The sequence below is a fragment of the Allosphingosinicella sp. genome, assembly GCF_036387615.1.
Classification (GTDB): Bacteria; Pseudomonadota; Alphaproteobacteria; order Sphingomonadales; family Sphingomonadaceae; genus Allosphingosinicella.
On record NZ_DASVTH010000029.1, the window covers coordinates 63521 to 85847 of the forward strand.

The following is a 22327-nucleotide window of genomic DNA, read 5'->3' on the forward strand; positions in this document are numbered from 1 at the left end:
GCTACACGGCAGCCGCAACGCTTGAGCGAGCCAAACTAAAGATCGGCGACTCCGCTGAAATTGCGGCAAAAGCCACCTGTCCGAGCGGTATCCCGATATCCCCCGCGACCAATTGTCGCCGATCCCACGAGGGCGAAATCTATCAGCCCGGCAGGGCGGAGACAACCGCAGGCAGAAGGTTTATTTGCCTGCTCCATTCACGACTTAAGTTTTTGCACCGAAAGCGCTTGACGCAGCATTGATGTCCGCCAAGTCAGGGGCACCGCGAAGCATTGTTTTCGGTTGCGGGACGCGCATTGCTGTCCGATTTCGACAGCACAGCCCTTGAAGTGGTCGCGACCCACTCGGTTACTGATTAGAGCCGCCTCCGCAAAAGTGGGCGCCTTGGAGATCAACGCCAGCCAGAGTGGTAACGCATCAAGTCATCAATTCTTCGGTATCGGCGCAGCTTCGCTCTGTGATGCGCCCGATCAGCGGGGGCGAAGCACCGGGCGGCTTGCATCCCCGATCACTGCAAAGCCGGACCAGTAATAGGGGTGGGAGGTGGCTGCCTCGTCCATCAGGCCTGCTTGCCCGGCTCGCAACGCCGTCCCCAGCGCAGTTCCGGGCGGCGCCGTGAAAAGACTGCTGATCAGTCGTTCCGTCGCGCCGAAATCGTCCGGCAGCGGCCAATGGCTTGCGATGATGGAACGTCCGCCCGCGCCGACGAACGCGCGGACCAGCCCGTCAAGCGCAAAATCGCCCCCAGACGCCAGACCAGCCTCGCGGGTCGCGGCCGCGGTTGCTGCGCCGGCCGTGTCGCACGCGGAAAGGATCACGATATCGGCGTCCAATCGAAGATCGAAAATCTCCTTGAACGTAAGAAGCCCGTCGGACGCCAGTTCGCCCCGTGGTCCAACGTCAAAGGAGGTGAGCAACGCTGGTTGCGCCGGGCAGTCCGGGCGCGGCGCTGCGACCAGGCCATGCGTCGCGAAGTGGAGGATGCGATACTGGGAAAGGTCTTTTAGCTCCCGGACCCCGGCGTCTGTGAATGCGGCGCCAGTCAGCAGTCGCGCCGCTTTGGCCCCAATAACCCCCTGGGCGGTGACAAGCTCGCTCGCGGAAATCGGGTTGCTCCAGGCATCGAGCGGCCAAGTGCAATCGGGCCGATCCCTCGAGCCTTCCGGGCCCTCCAGCACAGGCGCGGCAGGCGGCGGCGCGTTCTCCCCAAGCCCCAGATATTCCAGTTTAGCCTTCGATCCCGGTACGGCACGTACGTCTCGGAAGGCACGTGCCGACACGGCCGTGGAGATGTCCCGGTCGCGACCGAGCCAACGGATATTTCGGAAATCGAACTCGTCTGTCGCAGCTTGAGCCCGGTAGTTCGCTACGCTCGCATCATCGGTGATAAGCAGATTCAGCGGCAGCTTCAGCATCGCGCCGGCGGGTTCGAAGATGATGTGTTTGGCTGTTGCCAATTCCCGTGCCACCGGCCCGAAAAGATCAGTGAAGAGACGCCGGGCAGCACCGACGTCGAACGGGTAGGTGAGTTGCTCGCCATCTTTCTCCATGGAGATGCTGTCCCGGATCGTCGAAACCCTGCTGTCCAACATCTTCGGCGTGAGCGGGACGACATACGCCGCTGCGGTTTCCTTCGTGATCAGCATCGCATAAACGGCGCCGCCGACCTGAGACATCTTCAGATAAGCTTCGCCAGGTTTCAGGCTGGAGCGAAGGTCGACCAGCGTGAGGGCTTTCGTCGAAAGTGCCCGGAACTTCGGAAACTCGGCAAGTCGCGCCTGGGTTGCCGCCTGAACCGCCTGAAGTTTCTCGAGCTCGCTTGTGAGAACCGCAATCTGTTCGGGATCGGCGCCGCCTGCGGAAGCGGCATCTTTTTGTCTCGCCAGCGCTACCCTTCCTTGCTCGATTTCCCGGGTGAGTGTCGTAGATTGGCGGAACAGGCGGGCGGCCTCATCGTCGCCGGCGCTTAATTCTCTCGCCAGCACGGCCTGGGTGCTCGCCACGCCAGGCCGGATGAGTGTCTCGCCAGCAGCGAAAAAGTCTTCCAGCAATTCCGGCCTGCGTGGAATCTCACGGGTCAGGAGCGCAAAGAACGGCCCAAGCATGTCGCCTGAGATGTTGTTGGAGAGTGCGTCGCTGCTCGCCCGCGAGACAATGCCTCGGTACAACTCGATCGCCGCATCCGTTTGCCCCCGCCGGGCAAGGTATGCGGCGAGCCGGGAGTTCGCCGCTGCAACCGCTACCGAGTTCGGGTACTCGGTCGTCAGGCTCGTGACGGCCTCGCGAAAATTCCGCTCAGCAGTGGGGTAGTCGGCCTTCTGCTCGGCGATCAGCCCGAGCTCGTTGAGCCCCTGAGCGCGAAGCCGCGCAATCGATGTCACTCTTCCGTCCCGGATGGACAGAAGGTCGCGGAGAGCGGCGGACAACGCCTGTTCGGCTGGTCCGCTGCGCCCGCGCCGCCTTTGTATCGAGCCTTGCAGCAGCAGGGCCTGAGCTTCGAGGATCTGAACTCGCTCCTCGGGGCTGAGAGCGGCCGCCCTGGATCCTGTGAGTTGCTGCGCCAGAGGGGTAGAGGTGTTCATGATTTCCGCGGTGGTTGCGCTGATCACCGTCTTGCCTGGCGCGCCTGCGTCGACGCTCGCCTGGTCGGCACGTCCGAATTTTCGGTCAAGAACCTTGGCGGCCTCATCGAACCTTCGCTGGTTCATCAGATGCAAGGCACGGAAATTGCGGCGAAGGCGAAGCTGGACCGGGTCGCTCGTCGGGATCGCGTCTGCTTGCAAAAACAAGGCGTCGGCCTCTGCGAACGCGCCAAGATTGGAGCGTTGCAGGGCGCGGTTGATCAGATACTCGCCCCGGTAGCGGCGTCCGTCTTGATCGTCCCCCGCGCGTTGCAGCAGCGTGTCGAAGAATTCCGCGGCCTCCGCATAATTGCCGCTATTGTTGCGACGATAACCCTCATCGAGGGCCTGCGAGATGTCGAGACTGCCGGCCTGCACCCTCGCAAACGCCGCCGGATCGCCCGCTTCCGTTGCGGCAATCTCGATCTCACCTTCGATGATGCGATCCGCGACGATCGTACGAAGACCGAGCGTCAGCGCGCTATCATAGCCGGCCAGCCCTTCGGCAACGTAGGTGGTCCGGCCCTTTTCGAAGCTGTAGACACGATACGGGATCTCCGTGTCAGCAAGCTTGCACTGGGTGACGGCAACCGGCGCCAGCTCATTCATGGTCCTGCTCGACGAGGCGCCGCAATCGACCTTGGCCCGGCGGAGCGCTTCCAGCCTGATGAGCGGGTCATCTGCTCCCTTGCGCAGTGCGTAAAGGCGGCCGACCGGCTGCGCGGCGTCGCGGCACACAACCGAATAGGCCCGGTCGAACATGCCCTTGGCTGCCGGGTCCAGGACGACGCTCTGCACCTGGCACAGGGCTTCACCGCCCGTGCCGAGACGGAAGCTGGTTTGTAGAGACGGGCGAAGCTGCGGCTTTGGTGCCGCGAGGACCGGCGCAACGATCATCGAGGCGGCCAAAGTGGCGATGATCGTGTTGCGCATGTCGCTGTCCCCCGTGAGGCCGGCCACATCCAAAGGCGTGCTGCGCCGCTAATGCCCCGTCCCCAGGGGACCATAGCCTTGTTCGGCCCGGAACAATAGAGTGGGAGCACTGTGCGCTCAACCGGCCGACGAAGCCATCTCCGCACGGTGGTGACCCCTACGGGAATCGAACCCGTGTTTTCGCCGTGAGAGGGCGACGTCCTAGACCGCTAGACGAAGGGGCCGGTCTCGATTGGCGCGCTTGGCGCCCGGATAGCCGCGCATATGGGGCGGGGTGGGGCGCTGTCAAGAAACCGCTCAGGCGAAGCAGGGAAGGGGCACGGGTGCGGCCAGTTGGCGCTCGGAAGGGGGCCGCGCGAAAAAAGCGGAGATGGCGGTGACGATGCGCTCGGAAGCGCGTCCATCGCCGAACGGCAGGTTCGGCCTGCTCATGGTTGCATAGCGCGACTCGTCGGCGATCAAGCGGGACACCGCGTTAACGATCCGATCCGCGTCGGTTCCAACCAGCTCCGCGTTGGCGCTGGAAACGGCCTCTTCTCTTTCGGTCACCTCGCGCAGTACGAGCACGGGCCGCCCCAGCGCGGGCGCTTCTTCCTGGATGCCGCCGCTGTCGGTGAGGATCAGCCAGCTGCTCGTCATGAGTTCGACCATCCCGCGATAATCCAGCGGATCGATCAGGTGCACATGCGGCTCACGTCCGAGCAGGCGCAGGACGGAGCGGCGAGCGACCGGACTGCCGTGCAGCGGCAGGACGATCTCGACGGGCAACTCGCGCACCAGCCGGCGGCAAGCCTCGGCAACGCGGCGCAGCGGATCGCCGCGATTCTCCCGCCGATGACAGGTGACCAGGATGCGCTTGCGTCGGCTCTCGGGCGGAGCAGCTGGGGGCAAGGTCCTCAGTACGTCGAACAGCGCATCGATGCCGCTGTTGCCGGTCAGATGGACGGCCCCGCGCACTCGGGGCTCGCTCTTCAGATTGCGAACCGCGGCTTCGGTGGGCGCGAAGAGCAGATCTGACAGGTGATCGATGGCGATGCGGTAACCCTCCTCCGGCCAGGGCTGCTGGAGATCGAAGCTGCGCAGGCCAGCCTCCACATGGGCCAGCGCGATGCCGCGGTCGCGCGCGGCGAGCGCGCCCGCATAGGCGCTGCTCGTGTCGCCTTGAACGAGGACGAGGTCGGCCTCCTCCCGTCGCAGATGCCGGCAAAGGCTATCGTGAATGGCATCGCGCAGTTCGCCCGCGCTCTGCTCGGCCGGGTTGACCGGCAATTCGGTGACATTCGAGCAAGGCAGGCTGTCGAATCCGGCGGCGAGCCCGCGATGCTGACCGGTCATGATGACCTGCTGTTCGAACCCGCCATGATCGCGCAGGGCCCGGATCACCGGACCCAGCTTGATCGCCTCCGGCCGAGTCCCGACGATCGAGACGACCCTTGGAGCGCGCTCGCGACTCCGCTCAGCCTCCACGCGGGACGCCGAGTTCCGTGGCGGCGCGATCGAGGCGGCCCTGTGTGGGTGCATCCCCCTGGAAGGCGGCGCGAGCGGAGCGGAGCGCTTCGGAGGCGGCTGCGGCTTCACCCAGCACCATCCGCGCGCGCATCAGGCGGATCCACCCGTCCGCATCCTTGGGATTGCTCTTCAGTCGGTCGGCGAGGCGGCTGACCATGCCCTGCACCATCTCGTCCTGCTGACTGGGCGGGATGGAAGATGCCGCGGCGAGCTGCTCGGGCGTCGGGCCGGGAATCGGCGCGGTCGCCACCGACTGGACGGCCGCGGCGGTCTGCGCCGCGGGCATGCGGCCCTTGACGTCGATCTTCGACTTCTCGGCCACCTGCAGGATCGTGCGGCGCAGGTCGGATTCCCACGGAGCCCCGGGAGGGGTCTCCTTGAGCAGGCCGATCCAATCCTCGATCGCGGCTGCATGCTGCCCGGAAAGATCCTTCTGGACACCCAGGAAGTAACGGGCGCGAGGGTCCTTGGCGTCGATCTTCATGGCGCGCTCGAACGCGGCCTTGGCCTCTGGCGAGACGTCGGTGCTGGCGGTTTGCAAAGCTTCCCCGAGCGACGACCAATTCTCCGCATTGTTCGGCTCGATCTGTGCCGCACGGCGATAGGCCCCCGCCGAGCGCATCAGGTCGCCGGTTTCGAAATAGGACCAGCCCAGCATGCGCCAACCCTGCGCATCATCGGGGTTCTGCTTCAGCTTGGCTTCGAGCGAGGCGATCATGCTGTTGACATCGCCGACCGGTTGATCGGGCTTGGCCGAGCCATGTGCGCCGGCCGGAGCGTCGACCTTCTCATTGTCGCGGGTCAGCGCCACGGCGGCGGAGGCGACGGCGATCACCCCGGCGGCGCCGAGGATGATCGTGGCGGTTGAGGGCCGCTTTCGGACGGGCTGAGAAGCTTGAGTCATGGCGCCGGATTGTCCGCCCAAAAATTTCAACGTCAAGTCTGGCGCGGTGCCGACAAAGTGTTAGAGTGTCGGCGGGTGTACACGTGCCGGGTTGGCGTGCGTCTTTGGGTGGGGACGCGCTGAATAAGCGTGACAGGGGGGTTGAACAGGTGGCCGCAACTTATCGCATCGCGATTGTTGGCTCAGGTCCGGCTGGTCTCAGCGCGGCCGGACGCGCTGCGCAACTTGGGCTGAGCCACGTCCTGCTCGAAAAGACCGATCACCTTTCGGATACGATTTATAAGTATCAGAAAGGAAAGCACGTTATGGCGACGCCGAACCAGCTTGTGCTGCGTTCGGACCTCGATTTCGACGCCGGCAAGCGTGAAAAGATCCTCGGCACTTGGGACGAGCAGGCCAAGGACCGCGGCATCAATGTGAAGCTCAAGTCCGAGGTTAAGTCGATCGTCGGGACCAAGGGCGATTACACGATCACCCTTACCAACGGCGAGACTCTGACTGCGGAAAACGTGATTCTCGCGATCGGCACGCAGGGCAATCCGAACAAGATGAGGACGCCCGGAGGCGATCTGCCGCACATCCAGTATCAGCTCGACGATCCCGGCGAATATGTGGACGAACATATCATGGTGATCGGCTCAGGCGACGCCGGCATCGAGAATGCGCTCGGCCTTGCCGCCGATCCCGAGCAGAACAACACCGTCTACATCATGAACCGCAGCGCGGATTTCGCGCGCGCGAAGAGCGCCAACGTCAAGCTGCTGATGGAGGCGCGAGACGCCGGCCGAATCAATGTGCTGACCGAATCGAGCCCCAAGCTGGTCGAGAAGGGCTTCCTGACCGTCGACACGAGGGACGGCGAGCAGAAGATTCGCTGCGACCGAATCATCGCCCGCATGGGATCGGCCGCGCCGCGCAGCTTTGTCGAAAGCTGCGGAATCCAGTTCACGAGCGAAGACCGCGAATCCTTTCCGATCCTGTCGCCGCAGTTTGAATCAACCGCGCCCGGCGTGTTCGTGATCGGCGCGCTCGCCGGCTATCCGCTGATCAAGCATTGCATGAACCAGGGCTATGACGTCGTCGAGTTCATCAACGGCAACACCGACCTGAAACCGGCCGACGAGCCGATCCTGGAAGCCAAGTTCAAGCATCTCGCTGCCAGGCGCAGCGTCGACGAATGGCTCGGCTTCCTGCGCGAGCGGGTGACGATCCTCAACGAAATGTCGATGCTCCAGTTGCGCGAGTTCATGCTCGACTCCGAGGTGATCAGCTATGGCCCCGGCGAGGTCGTCTTCCGTCGCAACGATCCCGGCTCCTCGCTCTTCGCCATCGCGGAGGGCTCGCTGCTCGTCGAGATCAGCACCGCCGACCCCGACATCACCGTGCCGATCGAGCAGGGCTCGATCATCGGCGAAGTAGGCCTCATCTCTGGCCGCCGCCGCGGCGCGACGGTACGCGCGGCCAGTCAGGCGCTGGTGGTCGAAATCCCGCGCAACGCTGCGCTCAAGCTGATGGCGACGGTGCCGGCCGCCAAGCGCGCCATTACCCGCATCTCGACCGAGCGGCAGCTCTTGCAGATGTTCGGCTCCGGCCTCACGCCAGCCGATTTGGCGGAAGTTCTCGAAACCGCCGAGATCAAGCCGATCAGCGCTGGCCAGACCATCATCAACGAAGGCGAGGAAGGCTACGACATCTTCGTCATTCGCCAGGGCTCGATGGTGGTCGAGAAGAACATCGGCGGCAAACCCGTCTTCCTGTCCTATCTCCCCGCAGGCTCCTATGTCGGCGAGATGGCGGTGATCGACGGCGGGCGCCGCGCCGCGACCGTACGCGCGGCGATCAAGTCGGAAGTGATCAGGATCGACGGCCACGCCTTCAAGCGGCTGCTGGAGCGCAAGCCCGAGCTGCTCGCCAAGGCCAAGAAGGAAATGGCCTCGCGCGAGCAGCTCAACAGCTTCATCGAGGCCAAGAAAGACAGCTTCGGTACTGTCGTCGACATGTATTCGTCAGTCGCTTCCTTCCTGCTGGAGAACGGCATCGGCGAAGCGACCGACGTCCTGCTGATCGACGAAAATCTGTGCGTCGGCTGCGACAATTGCGAGAAGGCGTGCGCCGACAGCCACGAGGGCCTGTCCAGGCTCAATCGCGAGGCGGGCAAGACGTTCGCGCACCTCCACGTGCCGACCTCCTGCCGCCATTGCGAGCATCCACATTGCATGGCGGATTGCCCGCCAAACGCCATTCACCGCGGTCCCGATGGCGAGGTGTTCATTGACGATACCTGCATCGGCTGTGGCAATTGCCAGCGCAACTGCCCCTATGGCGTCATCCGGCTCGACAAAGTGCCGCCCAAGAAGCCAGGCCTGCTTGCCTGGCTGATTGCAGGCATCGGCCCCGGTCCCGGCGAGCCGCCAAAGAAGTGGACGGCGAAGCGAGTCAGCCCGGAGACTCCGAAGAAGGCGATCAAGTGCGACATGTGTTCCGGGATCAAGGGCGGGCCCGCTTGCGTGCGCGCCTGCCCGACCGGCGCCGCCATTCGCGTTGCGCCGGAAGAATTCCTGACAGTGGCCCGTCTGGGCCAGGAAGCCTGAGCGGGGCGGGGGCATGGCGACGCGAGGAATAGCACGCACTGAAGTCGGCGAGGCCAATCACGAGTCCTTCTTGCGCCATCGCGGTTATCGCTGGCTCAAGATCGCGCTTGTCCTCTCGCTTGTCTCGCTGATCGCTTATGGCGCGATCGACGTGCAGCCGCGCCATAATGGCGGGAGCTGGTACGGCTACCTGCTCGGCACGATCGGCGCGCTGCTGATCCTCTGGCTGACCATGCTTGGGGTGCGCAAACGCGCAATGACGCGCGGCCGATGGTCGCTGAAGGCCTGGACCTCGGCTCACGTCTATCTCGGCCTCTCGCTGATCGTGGTGGCGACGCTTCACACCGGCTTCCAGTTCGGCTGGAACGTCCACACACTGGCTTACGCCTTGATGATGCTGGTGATCTTCTCCGGCATTTACGGCATCTCGGTTTACGCGACGCTGCCAAATGAGCTCAGCGACAATCGCGCGGAGATGACCAAGGGGCAGATGGTCGACTCGGTCTACAAGATCGACCGGCAGCTTCAGCTCGCCGCCCAGCCCCTGCCCGGGGAGGATACCGAACTGGTGGTCGGCTCGACGGGCCAGAACCCGTTCGCGGCCGGCCTCATCAGGCGCTTGTCGGGCCGCTACTCCAAGTGCCCGAACCGACGCGCGCTCACCGAGATGCGGCGCCGCATGACGACCGCGACAGGCGAGCAGGCGAACGCGCTCGAGACCGTGGTCAACCTGCTGGAGCGCAAGGCGGCCGCGCTTGGCCGTATTCGCAAGCATATGAAGATCAAGGCTCTGCTCGAAGTCTGGCTCTTCATCCACGTGCCGGTCACTTTCGCCCTGATCGCGGCGTTGGCGGCCCACATCGTCAGCGTATTCTTCTACTGGTGAGCGGGGGCTAACAGATGGCATTTCTGCTGCGCCAGATCAGCTACAGCGCCGAGGGACGGGAGATCGTCCGCCCCTCTCGGATCAACGACGACCTGCTTCGCATCGGCCGCGATCCCGAGATGGACATTCGGCTGAACGACCTCGCCGTCGCGCTCAAGCATTGCGTGATCGAGCTCATCAACGAGCGTCAACTCGGCGTCTCGGCCGAGCGCGGCCTCACCGTCGAGCTGGACGGCCGCTCGACCAATTTCGGCAAGATCAACCTGGCCCAAGGCGGCGACATCAAGATCGCCAGCCACCTGCTCCGGATCAAGCCAACCGCGCCGGGCTCAGCCGACATCGCGATCGACGTCGAGAAGATCACGGAATCCGACATCCGGCTCGATAAGAGCGCAGAGCGGGAATTCTCTCTTGTTTCGGTACTGCCGGGCAAGCGCGTGACGGCTTATGCGCTGACCTTGGCTGTGCTGGCCGTGTTCCTCGCCTGGCCGGTTTGGACTTACCTTGAAAGCCGCGATCAGGGGCGCGGCGGCGGCAACAGCGCGACAGCGCCGGTGATGCTCGCCGGCGGAAAGGCGTTCCACCCGGATTCGACTTGGTCGAGCGGCAAGCTTTCGCTGTCCCACGCCGGGCTCGAGGACAATTGCCAGGCCTGCCACGTCAAAGCGTTCGAGGCGGTGCGGGACGAGAGCTGCGCGTCATGCCACGCGACCAGCCACAATCACGCCGATCCGTTCCGGATCGCGCGCTCGCAGCCGGACCTGACGCAGTGGGGCAGGGTCGAGCTCGCGTTCAAAGAGACGTTCGGAATTCCCGCCGGCCGCTGCGTCGACTGTCATACGGAGCATGAAGGCCGCACGCAGATGGCGGCGACCGCGCAGCGTTTCTGCAGCGATTGTCATGCGACGCTGAAGGACAAGCTGCCCGATACCAAGCTTGCCAATGCCGGGGATTTCGAAACCTCTCACCCGCAGTTCCAGCCGGCGGTGCTGACCCGCTGGAACGGCAATCGCCCCGTGCTCCAGCGCGTGTCCTTCGACGCCAAGCCGCGCGAGAACAGCAACCTGAAGTTCCCGCACGACATGCATCTCTCCTCCACCAACGGCGTCGCGCAGATGGCGCGGCGGCTCGGGGGAGAGTTCGGCTTCGGCCAGTCGCTCGCGTGCAAAGACTGCCATGATGCCGATCCGACCGGCACGCGCTTCCAGCCGGTCAACATGAAGCAGGATTGCCAGATGTGCCACAGCCTGGGCATCGAGACGATCGGCGGCACGACGCGCGAGCTCAGCCACGGCAGGCCCGACCTGGTCGTCGCCGACATCCGCTCCTTCTACCAATCTCGCGGCGCTTATCGTCCGGCCGGACTGCCGGTGGCGCAATATGCCCGCCAGCGCCCCGGCGAGGTGAACTTCATTCGCCGCTCCCAGGATGTCGCGCGCGGCGCGGCGGCCGTGCCGATGCAGACCGAGGCCATGGTGCGCGCCACCTTCTCCGGAAACGGCGTCTGCGGCGAGTGCCACACGGCGAGCTTCGTCGGTGGGCGCCCGAAGATCGCGCCCGTCGCCTTCCCCGTCCGCTACATGCACAAGGGCTGGTTCGATCACCGCCCGCACGAGACGGTCGAGCTCAGGAACGGGAATGTCGTCAGCGGCCAGCAGGCCTGCGTCGCCTGCCACGACGCGACCAAGTCGGCTACCTCCTCCGACCTGTTGCTCCCACCGCTACAGACCAGCGCCAGTTCCACGGTGATGGGCTGCCGCGATTGCCATGGCGGCGAGACAACTTCCAAGGCGGTGCCGTCGGGCTGCGCCATGTGCCATGACTTCCACATGGATCAGGGCGCGCCTTCCCAACTGATCCGCCAGCGCGTCCGGGGCAAGAAGCAGGATACGAACGTGATCGCGCGCGGGCCCTCCGCCCCTCGCAAAATCGCTCTTGCTCAGGTCCCCGTCGCGGAAGGGAAGCGTTAGGCCCTGGATGCTGATCGCCCAGATTACGGATGTCCATCTCGGCTTCGAGCCGGACAATCCGAACGAGTTTAACCGCAAGCGGCTGGATCAGACGCTGAGGACCTTGGTCGCGATGAAGCCGCGGCCGGATATCCTGCTCGCGACCGGCGACCTCGCCGATACGGGCGAGGATGAGGTCTCCTATCGCCGATTGAGGGAAGCGGTGGCGGGCCTGCCGTTCCCGATCTTCTACGCGATGGGCAATCACGACGGGCGCGCCGCGTTCCGGGCGCTGTTTCCGGACACCGGGCACGCCGACGGCTTCATCCAATATGCGATCGAGGAGCATCCGCTACGCATCCTGGTCCTCGACACTCTGGAGGATGGACGGCACGGCGGCGGTTTCTGCGAGACCAGGGCGGACTGGCTCCGCGCCCGCCTCGCCGAGCAGCCCGACCGGCCTACCCTCATCGCGCTCCACCATCCGCCGCTCGCCACGGGCCTCAGCTGGATGACCGAGGATCCGGGCGCGGCCTGGATCGCGCGCCTGCGCGAGATCGTCTCGGCGCACAAGAACATCGTGGCCATGATTTCAGGCCATCTCCACCGCCAGATCACGACGATCTGGGCTGGCACTCGCCTATCCGTCTGCCCGTCTACGGCGCCCCAGGTCGCGCTCGATCTCGACAGCATCGATCCCGACCTTCCCGACGGCCGCCCGATGATCGTCGCCGATCCACCAGGCTACGCGATCCACTATTGGAATGGCACCGAGCTCATCTCGCATTACGACACCGCCGGCGACCACCTCGTCCTCGCCCGCTACGAGCCCGCGCTGCAGCCGCTGGTTCAGATGCTGGTGGCGGAGAAGCAGACGGGCTGAGCAACCAGTCGGCCCGTCAATCAGCTCGGTTCATCACCTTTTGTTACCGGGTTAGGGCGAAGCGCAAAGACTATCCACGCCTCACGGACCGGGGTCACTTCGCTTCCAGCTCTGTGCCCTTGGCCTCCGGTTTTCGCCCTTGGCCCTCGGCTTTCGCTCGAATCCGACCGATTACCGCGCTGCCATCCGCGAGGCCACCCACTCGCTCATGGAGCCAGTGTCGTTCACCTTGTAGGGGAAGCCGCTTCTGTTGAGGAAGAACCGCTCCATCTCAGGCCGCGTGAAGGGGCGGGAGCCGAGGCGGCCGAAGATCGCCATCTGGCCGCCGGTCTCGTCGACGGCGCGGTCGCGGTCCAGGCCCTTGGAGAGGGCGAGGGCGGCCTTGGGCGTCTTCACCCACGCGATCAGCTCGGGCTTGGGCGCAGGCGAGAAGCCGTACAGGTTCGGCTGACTGTCGAACGAGGTGAGCTGCAGCACCTTCATCCCGTTGCGCCCGTCGGCGACGTAGCCGAACAGGGCCGCGTTTGTGGAGCCGACGATCACGTCCTCGACGTCGTTCATGCGGCCGCCGAGATCGACCATCTGGTAGACGGACGGCGCTTCCGGGTTGCGGATGTTGACGATCGCGAGCCCCTGGCTCTTCGCGGCCACATAGGCATAGGTGCGGGCAAGATAGATGCGCCGCGCGTCCGCCAGCGGCACCATCGCGCCAGGCACCAGCTGCGGCTTGGCCATGTTGGTGACGTCGATGACCTTGAGGCCCTCAGCGTCGGTCACGAACAGGTAGCGGAACTGGAGCGCGCTGGCGCGCGCGTCGGTCAGCGGAACCGTTGCAACGTGCTTCGGGCTGAGCGGGTCGTTGAGATCGATCACGACCAGCCCTGCCGCCGCGGTGATATAGGCGTAGTGGCCGGCAAGGGTGATGTGCCGCGCTCCGGTCAGCACACCGCCTTCGTTCCAGGCGGTGCCGCCGTTCTTCAGCTTGGCGCGCTTCAGGAAGTTGTTGCGCGGTTCGGCATCGTTGAAGGTGTTGATGTCGGTCAGGATCAGGCCCTCGTCGGCGTCCGTGATCACCGCGTAATTGTAGATGGGGTGGAACGGCTGCTCCTGGTTCATCTGCCGCATCTGCTCGGTGTTGCGCTGGGGGCTGATCGGCTGGTTGGTAGCGATCGCCATGCAGGTGGCATTCTTGCTCTCCACCCGCGTGTCCTGGCCGAGCGGCGAGAAAGGCGCGGTCAGCGAGCGCTCTGATAGCCCCTTGTTGCCGATCGAAGCGACGTCATAGACCCGGAAGCCGCCGGCCCCCTCGGCCACGAACATATACTCGCCGCGCAGTTGCAGACAGCGGGCCGCGCCGTTCGTGTCCTGCGTCACATTGGCGAACTGCTCGAGCGCCTGGGTCTCGCCGCTATACTTCGCATCCTTGTCGAAGGCCTTGCCGCGGGTCCACTCGATCAGTTCGCGGCCGTTCTTCTCGACATGCGCCTTGAAGTAATCGGGATAAGCGTAGCGGTGCAGCCAGGATCCGATTACGGCCTGCGGCTCGTCCCACTCGGTCACGCGCACCGCCTCGAACCCGTCCTCCATTCCGACGAAGGCATGCAGGCCGACGAAGTTCACGAAGTTCGTGCCGTGCAGCAGCAGCTGCGCCATGATCGCATTGTTGTCGTTCTTGTCGGAGACGTGGCAGTCCGTGCAGGTCTTGGTCTCGGTCTTGCGCACCGTGTGCGGGAAGTGCGGCGCGAAAGCCTGGCTCGAGAAGCCGATCGAACTCACCGGCGGCTGTTGAACGTAGATGCGCTCGCGGTTGATGTTGGTGGAGGACAGGATCAGCGCGGAGGTCGAGCGCACGGGCGCGACGATGTTGCCCTTCGTGGTCTGATGCCGACCAAGCTGGAACATTTCGTCGCGCGCGACCTGCGGGTTGTAGGTCGCGAAGTTGCGGGTCTCGACCCCTTCATATTTGTGGCTGACCGTCTTCCAGTTCGCCTCGATCGGCAGGTGGCAGCCGGCGCAGGACGTCGTCCAGCTGAGATGGCAGGTGAAGCAGGCCATCTCCTCTTCCTTGTGTGCGAGGTCGCCCTCCGGAACGCCCGGTCCGAAGGCGAACTTGCCGGTCTCCGCGCCCGCCTTGGACATGAGCTTGGCGCGCGCCGCCTTCATGCTGAACTGCGGGTGATCGCGGTCGACGCTGTCCTTGACCAGGCTCACTTCCCATTCGAGCTCCGGGTCAATGATCGAGCGCTGGATCAGCACGCGGCGACCGTCCGGACCCTGCATCCATTCGAAGCGGCGACGTCCGTCGGCATTGCGGATCAGCGCCAGGTTGGTGCCCTTGGGCGGCGCCGCCGGGCCGGACGTCAGCAGGTTGGGATAATATTTGGCAGTGCCGTGGCAGTCCTTGCAGCCGATCTCGATCGCGTTGGCGACTTCGCCGTAGATGTAGCCGTTGCCGTGATTGTCCTGCGCAAAGTGGCAGTCGGCGCATTGCAGGCCCTTCTCGGCATGGATGTCCATCATGTGGACGCTCTTGCCTGGGTTGAGCCCCGCGGGGACGAACTTGCCTTCCTTGCCGTGGTCGGCGGTGCTTTCGCACAGCGCGCGCTGCTTCTCGTCCTTGTAGGCGGCGCAGGACTTGCGGAATTTCTCGGGATCGTTCGGCGACACGATGCTGGCCGTCTCGGTCCCGTAGGTCGCCATGTTGCCGTTCTCGTCGAGGAGATTGCCCTCGCGGTCGCGCTTCAGGATCGCGCGGAAGTTCCAGCCGTGGCCGTGATAGTCGGCGAACTGGGTGTGCCGCGCCTTGTCGTTCACGTCGTAAACGTTGCGGACGAAATCGACGTCGGCCCACAGCCCGCGCGGCGCCGCGCCTTCCGGGTTGCGATCCAGCACTTCATGAACTTCGGCCGCGGTCGGGAATTTCTGCTTCTTGTACTTGTCCTCCTGGCCCGCGGGCGGGGTCAGGCGGTTTTCAGGCCCCGGCCAGAGCAGGTCGGCGTCGGACTCATAGTCCCACATCGTGTAGCCGAGGTACGAGTTCAGGAAGATATTCGGCTGGTGCATGTGGCAGTTCATGCATTGGGCGGTGGTGATCGCGCGCGTGAAGACGTGCTCGATCGGATGGCCCTTCTCCTTGACTGCCCCGTGATTGGAGTCCTTGGGCGCGCCATGGCCTTCCGGAGCAGGCGCGCGATTTTCGCCGGCGCCGCCTTTCAGCGCGCCGTGCTGCAGGCCTTCCTCGTTGCTCGTCCCGTGCCCGCCGCCGTGAGCCGGCTCCATCTTGCTCGCAATGGTGGGATCCACCGTCGCCGTCTGCCCGTCGCGGCCGAACTTGGCGTAGGTGAGGCTGTGCCGCGGCTCGCGGTCGTTTGCGTAGACTACGTGGCAACCCGCGCAGCCGGACTGACGGTAGTCGCCAGGCTGGTCGTTGGTGCCCATGAACCACATGAACGGATCGTTGAGACGGGTCTTGTGGATGTTGAGCACCGGGATCGCGACGCGAAGGCCGGTCGCCGGGCCGCGGTTCGACTGGCGAATGTCGGGCCGGCCCGATTCCTCGAGCCGCTGGATATTGCCGGACGGGGAGGGGAGGCCGATTTCCGGGAACTGTGTGCCGATCGTGCGTCCGCCGCGCTCGAACACGCGGAACACGTCCGCCGGCGGGATGACGTGCCAGGTCGGCAGCGGATAGAGTGCCGCGAGCGCGCCGCGGGCCTCCTCGCGCTGCGTCAGCTTGCCGTCGCCGTTCGCTGACGGGCTGACCACCTTGGCCGGCTTTCCATCCTTGGTATAAGCCTCGCCGAAGACGTAATTCTTGAACGGCGCGATGCCGTTATTGTAGGCGGCGCCGCCCCACAGCATCGCGCCCGTCGCCATGATCGAGCGCTCGGCCGCTTCGATCACCTCAATATGGCACGCGCCGCAGGCTTCGCGGGCGACGCGGTAATCCGACGGGTTGACGAACTTGACGTATTCCGGCGATTCCTTGTTAAGCAAAGTATAGCTGCGTTTCGGATTGGCGCTGGACGGCCAGTGCCAGGCCTTCGGGTATTTGGGCAGCACGTGGGCCTTGTCGCGGAGCGCGACGTAGGCGGGTGAATTGTGGTTCGAGACGTCGGTCGCGACGATCGACGCATTTCCGCCGTGGCAATCGGCGCAGCCCAGAACGACCGCGGTGGACTTGTGCATGGTCTTTGCATCGCTTGCCGTGTGGCAGCTGACGCAGCCCGCGCTCTTTGCGTCGGCCTGGTCCCAATCCTGCGTACGCGGAGCCGCGGCCGCGCGGACGAGGCTGTAGTCGCGCTCGATCGGCTTCTCGGTTTCCGCCGCGATCAGATGCCCTGCGCCAAACAGCGCGGACACGGCCAACGCCGCCCCAGCAAGGACCCGCTTGGTGATTCGACCCGTGAGCATTCCCCAACCCCTCAGTAGGTCAGGATAGCGTTTAAGAGAACGGAAACATAGCGCTTATCGCCATCGAAATTGTCGAACAAATTCTTGAATCCCGCACCTTTCTCCAGAACGGCGCCCGACAGCCGGAAGACCAGATTCTGCGTAAACTTGGGACGCCAGATCGCCGCAGCCGAAAGATCGAACCCAATCGCGCTCGGAATGGTGCCTTCGGTGCGCAATGTTTCCAAGACTTGGGTCTTGTGGAACCAGAGATGGTTCAAGTTGGTCGATATTCGGAATTGCGGGCTGATGTCGAAATCCGCGCCGACGCCGACCAGCACCGTGCCGGGATTGACGAAGTTTGACTGGCCCTCTTCTTTCGATGATCGCAGCGAATTCAGAATGCCATTACGGCCGTTGATCGATACGGCTCGGCCGCCGCCTGCGAATGGGATCGTCTGCCGGATCCAGTAGCTGGTGTCGGCCCCCGCGAAGATCGGGTTCTCGAAGATCGAGTCGAAGCCGCTCTGAACGTTGTTGAACGGCTTGCCGTCGCCGCTGGCGAACAGGAACGCGCCGCGAACGCGCACCCAGTCAACGTCGTAACTGGGCTCGACCGCGAAGAACCAGGAACGGATGTCCGCATTCTTGCCGGTGAAAATGTTGCGCCGATCTTCGCCGAACGCGCCATAGGCCTGCGCGCTGACGTTCAAGCGCCCGATCCGGCCGTCGACGCCGTAGCCGAGATAAACAACGTCGTAATTGCGCGCGCGCAGGTTGCCGATCAGCGCCGGGCGGACGGGGAAGCCGTTGTCGTCGACCTCGATGTCGCCGCGCTCGCGGTTCATGTTGTAGGTGATGCTCGCCATCGAGGTCAGCCCAACCATCGGGAAGTCCTGACGGTAGACGTTGCCGTGGAAGACGTAGCTCTGCCGCGGCATTTCGGTGACGTCGTTCAGCCCCGAATTGGTGTCCTTCTCGAGCTGCCAGACCGCCGCGAGATTGTACTGGAAGCGGTTGTTGTCGCGATTGCCGAACAGCCGCAGCCCAAGCTGCTGATCCTGGAACAGGAAGCCGCGAAAATCGAACTGGAAGGGCTGGATCCCAACCCGGACCGAGTCGAAATCGAACCGGTCGGAGACGTTGCGCAGGTGATAGTCGACGAACAGTTCCTGTAAGCCGATCCAGCTGTCGAGTCGGTCCGTGCCTTTCGACGGCTCCACGAACAGCACGCGCTTTTCGGACAGATCGACGTAATTGGCCTGGAAGGCGAGTGCGATCCGATACTCGATGTCCGGCGGCTTGTAAGCGGTTGAGCCCTTCAGCAGCGAGGCGCTCAAGATGAATGTCTGCGCCACCACCAGGCTGTCATTCTTCCCGAAGACGTCGTTGCGATCGGGCTGGTTCGTAGTTTGCACCCCCACCGGGATCGGGAAGGTGCGAGGCTCGATCACCGTATCGGAGATGACGCTGATCGGCAGGAACCACTCGTCCGTCTTGAGGTTGAGCCAGGTCGGCGTGCGGCAGGGCGGCCGGCCCTCGGCTGCGCGCTTGGCGTCCAGATCCGGGCTGCGAATGCAGATCGGCCGGTCGCCCTTGTACGTGTTCTGGTTGTACGGGTCGTACCAGCGCTCGCGAACGATGCCGAGCGTCTCGATCAGGCGCCAGCGGTCGGGGACCGGGATCTGATCGGTCGGGAAAGCCTCCGGCGGGGGCGCGCGCACCGCGCCGGGATTGTCCTGCGTCACCCGATCGGGAAGATCGCGCTGCTCGACACCCGGGCGGCGCCGGCCCTCGATCATGGGATCCTCGGCGTTGCGGCCGACATCGGCCTGCGACTCGGGCTGTGTTGCGGGCGGCGCCTGGTCGCCTGGAGCGGGTTGCGGCAGCGATGGTTGCGCAGCGCCTTGGGCGGTGATCGCCAGCGCCGAGGGATCTTCGGCCGTCTCGCTGGAGACGACCGCCCCGAGGCTCGCTCCGATTGCGGAGCCCGGACCTAATTCGAGCGTCGCTCCCAGCGCTGGGGCGCTGACCGAAGCGAGCAATGCGACGAGCGGCCCCCCGACCTTCATCTACTTCCCCTGGCAGACATTCTGCTCGCTCGAGCCGATAAACGGCGCGAACGGACAACCCACGTAACGCAGGCGCACCCGCCCGTCGCCGACGGGCACTTCGATGCGATCGGACCGGATCGCCGGATCGGCATTGCCGATGCCAACGCGCATGCTTGCATTATGCAGGCCCAGGAAGCCGACCATGTCGTCCTGGTCGATACCGTCCCCCGATACCCCGATCCCACCTACCAGCTGTCCGCCGCGGTAGATCGGCTCGCCGCCCGGGAAAATCTGGATGCCGTTCTGGAGCGGGTTCTGGCCCGGCGCCACATCGGGCGTCTGGGTGCAGCGCGCCGGAGTGTCCGGCCCGCCGGACAGCAGGGCGCCGACATGGGCGAGGATGTTGTTGAGCACCAGCGCCGATTGCAGCCCCGTCGAGAACGGGTTGAAGCTCTGGATAGGCCGCGACAGCGCGCCGGGCGGACGCCCGACTTCACCGTCCGGGAAGTAGGGCCGGGAGATGTTGCCGACGGCGCGGTTCGTGATCGCGAACTTGCCTGAGAGTACCTGCGGATCGCCGGTCTGACTGCGCAGAGCGCCTGCGAACATGCGCACGTCCGCACTGGGGTTCGCCTCGATCAGAGTGCCTGCTCGCGCGCTGGAGAAGAAACTGGCCGTGCGGGCCTTCTGCAGCGACACGTCCGTGCCGAAGATCGGCGCATCGGGCGACCGGATGATGCCGAGCACCGCACCGTTCGTGTCCACCACCGAAATCGTGGCCTGCATGCGGCTGTCGAGCGGACGGCGGATCTGGGCGCGCGCCGCGCTCAGGATCTTGAACGCTTCTTCGAGCAAGGCCCGCACTTCCGCCTCGGTCAGCGGTTGCGATACCGTGCCGGCGTCGGTCGCTCCGCGAATCGGAAAGCGGTTCTGTCCGGAGCCGTTGGTCAGCACGAACGCGTCGACGTTGGAGAATTCGGCGGGGGTAGAGCGGCGATATCCTGAGGCTTCGGCCCCATAGGGCGTGCCCGGGACGACTCCGCCCGCAGCGTTGAAGTAGGCCGGCACGGAGACCAGCTGGCCCGGCAGGCTGCCAAAGGCCGGAGGGGAACCGGGATTGCTCCTGAAGTCGGCTGGCGTTGCGTCCGAGAAGCGCAATTGCGTGCCGTCGACCGTGATCCGCTCGGCGCGAACCTCGTCGGGGGCGGCGAAGCCCTGAGCCCCGGCCAGGGCGATGATCTCCTCCGCTTCCTTGTCTATGTCCTGGATTTCGCGGTCGAAGCCGTACACGCCGTCGGCCATGATGCCGATCCCGCCTACCACCACGCCGTTTTTATAGAGCGGGAGCCCGCCGGAGTCTGCGGCCAGGCCCAGAGGCGAGCGTTTCGGGCCGATGAAGGCCGCCGCCCCCTGATTGCCATTGAAGCGTGAGTTGAGATCGGAGCAGGGCAACTGACTGAACTGCACCCCGAACAAGGGCCCGCTTTCAAGTCCGACTGCGACACGGGACGGCGGGAAATGCTCCTGCACGATCATGCTGGCGGTGCGCGTCGAGAATGCGTTGCCTGCCGAGGACAGATAGGCCCCTGTAATCGCCTTGGCGATCGCGCCGGCGGCCGCGGCCGGAGCGGGGAGGTCGGCGCCCTGCAGGTCGAACTCCGGGCCCGGCACATCGGGCACCTTGAGACGCAGGTTCGCCCCGTTCATCACGTAAAAGGCAAGTACATTGCCGACCCGGTCGACCACTGCGATCGAGGCGGGCGAGTTTTGCGCGGTTGCCTCGGCCGCTGCCTGCGCGATGATCCGCTGCACCTCGGCCGCGGTCAGCGCCTCCTGCGCCGGAACGGCAAAGACGCCGCTCGGAGTGGGTGTAGGCGAAGGGCCGGGCGTCGAGGTGGGCGGGGGCGTCGGCGAGGGGCTGCCACCGCCGCCGCCGCCGCCGCACGAGGCGAGCAGCATGGCTGCAATGGTGATCAAACTGGTGGCACGCATTATTTCAGCCTTCTGATGGCGCCTGCCGCGCGCCCGAGGCTCGCCCGGAAGTCGCGCGGCTGGTAATCGTTCGGATCGCGCACGGCGCGGTAGGCGCTGTTGATGTCGGCGCGGATGGCGTTCACCGCCTGCGCGTTGACCTGGCCCGAATTGACCAGCGCGGAGAGCAGCGTATCCGTCGCCATCACGGCTTGCACGCTGCCGGCATAATCCGTGTAACGCTCGGAAATCGCGTTGCTGGTGATCGCGTCGATGATTGCGAACGCCTGTTGCCGCCCCATCGGCGCAGTGGAGAAAGCGGTGCCGAGCGCTCGTGCCGTTTCACGCAGACGGCCGGCCGCGGCCACTGCGGAAGGCCGGTCCTTGGCGATCGCCTGATGGAACGCCCTGCTGTCGCGCTCCAATCGTTGCGCAACGCCGGGAGCGGCCACGCGCGCCGCCGCCGCCAGCATGATCATGTTCTCGTCATTGTAGGCGGGCATGCCTTCCGGGATCGGACGGGCCGGATTGTCGAGCGCGGTCGGCTCGAAATTCGGATTATCCGAAATCCGACGGTGGCAAGTGTGGCAATCGAAGAAGTAGAATTCGGGGAACACGCCTTCGGTGCCGCGCTGCGGATTGGAATAAAGCGCGAGTGACCGCTCGAGGGCGAGCGCCTGGCCCACCGCCCATTGCTGGATGCCGTTCGAGCGGCCCTTGCGCTGCGCGTAATCGGCATCTTCATTGTGGTGCTGCTGAAGCGTCGTGAACAGGTCGAGCTCGAAGGCGATGCGCGGATGGCCGGCCGCCATGATCCGGTGCGTGACGAACTGCCCGTCCTGGGCGCTGCCGAAGTGGCAATCGAGGCACTTGTCCGCCCGGGCGCGCGGATTCTCGAGCGGCACGAGGCCCCGCGCCACATTCTGCGCGTGGCTGGCTCCGACTGCATAATGCGAGGAGAGCCAGCCTGAAGCCGGACCATGGCAGCTCTCGCAGCCGACGCCGTCGGAGGTCTGGAAGCGTCCGCCGCGAGCATTGGCCGCAGCCGGCGTGGCGTGGCAGCCCAGGCACATCGGCTCGGTCGTGGCCGATGCCTTGCCTAGACGCCGGGCGATCGCCTGGCTGCGCTGCGATTGCAGCACACGCCAGGCGCGGCTGTGCGCGCCGGCCGGCGATGATTCGTCCTGCCAGATCATGAGTTCGTCCTGGCGAACGACCTTGCCGGTCGGCTCGCTGCGGCCGTGGCAGGTGGATCCTGAGCATGAGGCGACGCCGACGTGGACGCCGCTACTTTGGGCCTGCGCGGTCGCCTGCGCGCCTTCAGGCCGGAACACGAGCACAACCAGCAGCGCGAGCAACAGGCATGTGCTCGCGGCTACAATCGCCAGATTCCGGCTGCGCCCCATCTCGAAACCCCCCATCGCCGGCTCGTGAGACTCCGAGCCGGCTGCTTACCCGAGCCGGACTATGTTCAAGTTGAGGACGCCTTTCAAGCACAACCTGAACAGGCGATCAGTCAGGGTGACAGCCCAGACAAAGCCCGATAGAGGATGGGGCAGGGGGAATGGGGAAATCCAAACACGAGTCTCCGCTCGCCCGCTGTGCTTCAAGCCTGGCGTAGAGTGAACCATAAC

The 22327-nt window shown here is 64.9% G+C and carries 11 protein-coding genes and 1 tRNA gene; 4 read left to right on the top strand and 8 right to left on the bottom strand.

Going from position 1 to position 22327, the window contains the following annotated elements:
- Positions 1-470 precede the first annotated feature (470 nt).
- From VF631_RS05040 to VF631_RS05055, 4 genes are all read right to left on the bottom strand, one after another.
- Positions 471-3554, bottom strand: coding sequence for a CHAT domain-containing protein (locus VF631_RS05040; RefSeq protein ID WP_431849186.1), 3084 nt, complete (start codon positions 3552-3554; stop codon positions 471-473).
- A 148-nt stretch (positions 3555-3702) separates the two neighbouring features.
- A tRNA-Glu gene (locus VF631_RS05045) sits at positions 3703-3778 on the bottom strand.
- A 73-nt stretch (positions 3779-3851) separates the two neighbouring features.
- On the bottom strand, positions 3852-5021 hold the full coding sequence (gene wecB / locus VF631_RS05050) for a non-hydrolyzing UDP-N-acetylglucosamine 2-epimerase (RefSeq protein WP_431849187.1): 1170 nt from the start codon (positions 5019-5021) through the stop codon (positions 3852-3854).
- Positions 5011-5967 (bottom strand): TPR domain-containing protein, encoded by a 957-nt coding sequence (locus VF631_RS05055; protein ID WP_431849188.1) that lies wholly within the window; start codon positions 5965-5967, stop codon positions 5011-5013. Before VF631_RS05055 ends, wecB begins: the two co-directional genes overlap by 11 nt.
- Before the next feature lie 149 nt (positions 5968-6116).
- On the opposite strand from VF631_RS05055, the gene VF631_RS05060 reads away from it, so the two are divergent.
- Genes VF631_RS05060 through VF631_RS05075 form a run of 4 tightly spaced genes read left to right on the top strand, consistent with a single transcriptional unit; the run spans position 6117 to position 12276 of the window.
- Positions 6117-8558: a cyclic nucleotide-binding domain-containing protein gene (locus VF631_RS05060; RefSeq protein WP_431849189.1), complete on the top strand. Its 2442-nt coding sequence runs from the start codon at positions 6117-6119 to the stop codon at positions 8556-8558.
- A 13-nt stretch (positions 8559-8571) separates the two neighbouring features.
- Complete coding sequence (locus VF631_RS05065) at positions 8572-9444, top strand: hypothetical protein (protein WP_431849190.1); 873 nt, start codon at positions 8572-8574, stop codon at positions 9442-9444.
- 14 nt (positions 9445-9458) lie between these two features.
- Complete coding sequence (locus tag VF631_RS05070) at positions 9459-11414, top strand: cytochrome c3 family protein (RefSeq protein WP_431849191.1); 1956 nt, start codon at positions 9459-9461, stop codon at positions 11412-11414.
- 7 nt (positions 11415-11421) lie between these two features.
- The gene (locus VF631_RS05075; RefSeq protein ID WP_431849192.1) at positions 11422-12276 is read left to right on the top strand and encodes a phosphodiesterase; all 855 of its coding nucleotides are present in this window, start codon (positions 11422-11424) and stop codon (positions 12274-12276) included.
- Between the two features lie 171 nt (positions 12277-12447).
- On the opposite strand, the gene VF631_RS05080 is transcribed toward VF631_RS05075, so the two are convergent.
- The 4 genes from VF631_RS05080 to VF631_RS05095 are packed head-to-tail and all read right to left on the bottom strand — an operon-like array spanning position 12448 to position 22099.
- Positions 12448-16689, bottom strand: coding sequence for a hypothetical protein (locus VF631_RS05080; RefSeq protein WP_431849193.1), 4242 nt, complete (start codon positions 16687-16689; stop codon positions 12448-12450).
- An 11-nt stretch (positions 16690-16700) separates the two neighbouring features.
- A complete protein-coding gene (locus VF631_RS05085; protein ID WP_431849194.1) occupies positions 16701-18740 on the bottom strand; it encodes a hypothetical protein in 2040 nt (679 codons plus the stop codon).
- Positions 18741-20714, bottom strand: a complete 1974-nt coding sequence (locus tag VF631_RS05090; protein WP_431849195.1) for a heme-binding protein — start codon at positions 20712-20714, stop codon at positions 18741-18743.
- Positions 20714-22099 (bottom strand): multiheme c-type cytochrome, encoded by a 1386-nt coding sequence (locus VF631_RS05095; protein WP_431849196.1) that lies wholly within the window; start codon positions 22097-22099, stop codon positions 20714-20716. Before VF631_RS05095 ends, VF631_RS05090 begins: the two co-directional genes overlap by 1 nt.
- Positions 22100-22327 lie beyond the last annotated feature (228 nt).